The following is a 5131-nucleotide window of genomic DNA, read 5'->3' on the forward strand; positions in this document are numbered from 1 at the left end:
AATTCATCAATAAATTTATTTTTGAGAGACCAATAAATAATATCAAAACACAAATAATTTAATTACACCCAACGGGTAGTAATACTAAAAATACAATTTACGGAATTTAGACAGTTATTTTGGTTTCCTTACTGTTAACTCGCTGTTAATTACCTCAACGAGCTAAATGCGACTTAAAAAATTTGTTGCTGCGCGAATACTTTTTAGATATTTAACTCTATTTACTTAGACTTAAGCAAGCATCAAAAGTGGTTTTTGAAGATAAAATAAAGAAATTCTCTAAAGAAGTTTAGACTTATAAAACCACAAAGCTCATAATCATAAATATAAAAACCAGCTTACTCTATGAAATATATGGTTCAATTAGTGTTTTGGAACCTAAAATTAAAAAGTAAAGTTCATTCCAAGGCATTGAATAGTAAGTTAGAAATAATACTCATGCATTTAACTTTTTGATAAATTCTGAAGGCGTAGATCCTGTTCTTTCTTTAAATGCACTATAAAAACTTGCTCTTGTACTAAAACCAGACTTTTCTGCTATTCCTTCAAAAGTATAAGATTTCCTTACTTCGCTTGAGAGTAATTTCATAGAATAATTAATTCTTAAATCTGCTTTTAGAGTGCTGAATTTGGTTTCTAACACTTCACTGATACAATGACTAACATCCTTTTGAGAAACTTTGAGATGTAAACTAATATCAGTAATCGAAAAATCCTTTTTTAGAAAAGGAGTTTCATCGTTTAAATATTTTTCAATTTTATTAGACAAGTCAAATAATGTATTGTCCTGAATTGGTTTTTGATATTCACCACTAATGTTTTTGTTCCCATATTTACGATTTTCGATTGAGTTTTTTAAGGGTATTCCATATAAAACCGTAGGGAACAATAATAACGATAAAGACAAAATAAAATAAACGACCCCACATAGTATATAAAAAGGATAAGAATTGCTGATACTAGCACTAGGGTTTTCAAGGATTGAATCAACCGAGAGAACTAAGAAGTATACCGATATATATATAAAACTAATTGTCAAAAATGCCAGCCAACGAAACTTTATCAGGAGCCCTCTGCTAAGAATCCTATTCGTCTTTTTAAAAGCCGAGTATTTCTCCCAAATCAAATATAAACAGTAAAGTGTATAGCATAAAAGTAAGAAGGGTCTTATTATAAAATTACTTGAAGGACTAAAGAAATAGTTATTATTAACATCATATATGCAGTCAATGTTACCTATAATTTGACGCGCAATTTGAAGTTTATATTCAAATGGTTTTACTATATAAAAACTGATTCCAACTAGTTGAATTAACGCAGGAAAAAAATGAATTATATCGGCTTTGCTTAATGTGGCCGATTGATGTAAATCCCCTCTAACATAAAAAAGTAACAACGGTCCAAATAAGAGCATTAATGGTGTGAAATGATTGTAAAAAATCGCAAACCAAAAAGGAGATGCACCATCAACTATAAAATAATGAGTAATCCCATAAATTCCAACTATCAATAAAAACAGGGAAAGATATATAGAGTAATTATCTCTTTTCCATTTATTGAAGAGCAAAATTTGCGACAATATCATCACTGATATGGAAGTGTAAAAAAGCATGCAATTGTAAATTTATTTGTCAAAAATAAGTAAATAAACGTATTTAAATGCTTTTAGTCGGTTTTATTAGAAATAAATAGCGTTTAAATTAGTAATCGTAATATATTTCATATATAAAAATTCTACTTTTTTGTCTATCGAATACCTTATTAGAATTTAAGAATAGGACAAAAAACATTCTTACCCAGTTTAAACTAACTCTCACACAAAAAACAATAAAAAAGAATTTAGTAGTAGAATTAACCGAGCGAAATTATTATAAATAACAACGAACCTAAAATAAAGTTAAACTACGAGCTTATTAACAATAAAATAGAAGGTAAAACATAGAAAATCAGACCGTTTTTTTATCGCGGTTGCAATTTTAAATTAGCCAAACTTACCAAAAAACAAAGATCTAGATAGAAATTCGTAAATTAACGATAACCCCTTTTTTTTAAATAAACACTGATAACTACTTCAATTATCTATTTATACTTTAAAAAAGTACGATTTAAGCTATTTAAAGTTACTATTATTGTCCAATTTTTTAAAAAAATAGACAAACTCAAAACTTTTACAAAGCATTTACAAACTGATAGGAAGTAATTTTGCATATATAAATCATATAGGGTAAAAAGCAAACCTAGTACAAGCTTTATTTCGATTTTAACTATCAATATCTGCTTGCGCAATGTCAGGTTTGGATTTAAAAAAAAACTAATAGCAGTTAAATTAAACTACATAATGTCACTCTCTGTGTTGTAGATAAAAAGAATAAAAAAAGCATGCAAAACACACTAACATTTAGCATTATAGTTTTGCTCACTGTACTGTACGCATAACAATCATTTGCACGACACTATTTAGCTAGCTCTGGTAATTGCGGTAATATATACAAAATTGCAAAAGCATCGGATTTGATTTCTCTTGATTCCTGTTCTTTTAAAAGCATCAAGATACGATAGCTCTAGAGATATAACAAAGACTCAAATTTTATAAAAAATTAAGAACAATAGTATAATTTTTAATCATTCAATTACAAAAATAACCTACTAATTATGACTAATATTTTTTTATTTTCAAATCGGTTTAAATTTGTTTTAATTATATTATTCTCGTTTTTTCTTACTAATAGTGCAAAAATGGGAATTGTATTTTTCTTTTTCACAAAACAATTTTAGTATTGTAAATTTATTCTTTTTCATAATCTCTATTCAATTCTCTTAATATTTTTTAAAAACTAATAAATAGTTCTAACATGAATAAATTATTAAACCTATCACTAAAAGTAGTACTATGTTTTATTGTGTTATTATTTTCAAGGGAAATAAAAGCTCAGGGAGTTAGCCTTACTTTTTCCACTGGTTATTTAGGTGCACAAAAATCTGCTACTCAAAGTACAAGTAGTATTAAAAACCTTTCTAATGTGGGTATAGCGAGAGTTAGTTTTAGACAACCACAATCTACTACGCAATTTGGCGGAACTCAAGGAAATGACTTGACAGGGGTTTTAGATATTATAATGCAAGACGGTACAAAATACTCCCTAGGTGGTGCACTCAATTTTAGAGAAACAACAGGTTCAACGGTAGAGGTATTTGGGTTCATTTTTGACACAAGTATTAATCAAATTTTATATAATAATAGTGTAGCTACGTACACAATAAAAGGAGGTGGTGTTAATAATACAAGTACTTCCTTGGGGCTTAAGGCATATGCGTCTACTTTTATTTTTATAGATGGCGAAGATAGAAATGGAAATGCTGCAACAAAAGGTTTATTAGATGCTTTAAATTTTGAATTAGCGAATTCTCCACAACCCTCAGAGATAAGTTTAAATTCTTCTTTTGTTACTGAAGGTCAAGATCTGATATATACAGTAACGTTGAGTTCTCCTACGGCATCCGGTAATCCACAAACTTATACTTTTACTTCTGGCGGAACTGCAACCAATGGATCAGATTATAATAGTCTATTTACCTTTACAAATGGCGTAATTAATAATGGTGATGGAACAATTACTGTTCCTGGTGGAGTAAGTTCTTTTACCATCACTGTAAAGACAATTGATGATATTGTCATTGAATCTCCAGAAACATTAATATTGTATATAGGAAGTAAATCAGCTACAGCTAATATTTTGGATAATGATTCTTCGACTCCTGCTCTAATTTTGTCTGGACATCTAGCACCTTTTTCAAGTTGTCAAGGTTCAGTTTCTAATGAACAAAGTTTTGATGTAGCGGGGAGTAATTTGACAAACGATATTTCTATTATAGCGCCTACCGGATATTTAATTTCATTGACTTCAGGAGTTGATTTTGGTACTAGTGTTAGTATTCCTTATGTAACTGGTGCAGTAGCAAGTACAACAATATATGTTCGTTTAGCCACAACAGCAATCAATGGGGCTTCAGGTAATATTGCTGTAAGCTCTACTAATGCAACTACAGTTAACGTAGCTACAGGAACAGCAGTGGTCACAGCTGGAACTAATGCAGGAACACTAAGTGGTACTCAAGCTATAAATGCAAATGCTACTTCTCAATTATCCTCTAATGGAGATGTGACAGGATTATGGAGCAGTTCAGATACTAATGTTGCAACAGTAGATTCTTCGGGACTTGTTACTGGTGTAGCAACGGGTACTGCAACAATTACTTATACAGTAACTGGAACAGGAGGATGTGTCGATGCAACTGCAACGAGTTTGATAACCGTTAGTTCAGCATCAGCAGCAAAGCCTACTGTTATAACTACAGGAACACTCTCTGCTTTTTCAGCTTGTTCAGGTACATTTTCTGCCGAACAAAACTTTACTGTTTCTGGTACTGACTTAACAGCAGATTTGGATGTAACAGCTCCAACAGGTTATGAAGTGTCGCTAACTTCAGGAAGTAGTTTTGCTCCGAGTATAGGGATTACACCTACAACAGGAACAGTAGCGACAACAACTATTTATGTTCGTTTAGCTACGACAGCAATCAATGGGGCTTCAGGTAATATTGCTTTAAGCTCTACTAATACAGTTAATGTAGCTACAGGAACAGCAGTGGTTACAGCTGTATCTAATGCAGGTACACTAAGTGGTGCGCAAGCTATAAATGCAAATGCTACTTCACAATTATCCTCTAATGGAGATGTGGGAGGATCATGGAGCAGTTCGGACACTAATGTTGCAACAGTAGATTCCTCGGGACTTGTTACTGGAATAGTAGCAGGTACTGCAACAATTACTTATACAGTAACGGGAACAGGAGGATGTGTCGATACAACTGCAACGAGTTTGATAACTGTTACAACACTAATAGCAGACACAGATGGCGATGGCGTTTTAGATACTCAAGAAGGATTAGATACTACTGATCCTAATGATCCTTGTCAATTTATTTTAGCAAGTCAGACAGAAACGCCAATTTCAGCATGGGAAAACGGAGATTGTGATGCTGACGGTGTAACGAACAAACAAGAAGTTACAGACGGAACTGATCCATTAAATCCAGATACTGATGGTGATGGAGTAACAGATGGAAAAGA

Annotated in this window: 2 protein-coding genes; one reads left to right on the forward strand and one right to left on the reverse strand. The window is 31.7% G+C overall.

Translation table 11 applies throughout. The annotated features are described in order from the left end of the window. Window positions 1-436 precede the first annotated feature (436 nt). Window positions 437-1612 carry a helix-turn-helix domain-containing protein gene (locus ACEN2H_RS15465; protein WP_441733930.1) on the reverse strand — a complete coding sequence of 392 codons (1176 nt, stop codon included), beginning with the start codon at window positions 1610-1612 and terminating at the stop codon, window positions 437-439. A gap of 1240 nt (window positions 1613-2852) precedes the next feature. Between ACEN2H_RS15465 and ACEN2H_RS15470 the strand changes: the two genes are divergently transcribed. After that, the coding region (locus ACEN2H_RS15470) for an Ig-like domain-containing protein (RefSeq protein ID WP_441733933.1) at window positions 2853-5131 on the forward strand (2279 nt) is incomplete at its 3' end.

The sequence above is a fragment of the Flavobacterium sp. W22_SRS_FP1 genome, from assembly GCF_052113685.1.
Lineage (GTDB): Bacteria > Bacteroidota > Bacteroidia > Flavobacteriales > Flavobacteriaceae > Flavobacterium.

What these genes read in the sequence shown, in the direction of transcription:
- ACEN2H_RS15465 (WP_441733930.1), bottom strand. Translation starts at nt 1,612, where the DNA reads ATGCTTTTTTACACTTCCATATCAGTGATGATATTGTCGCAAATTTTG.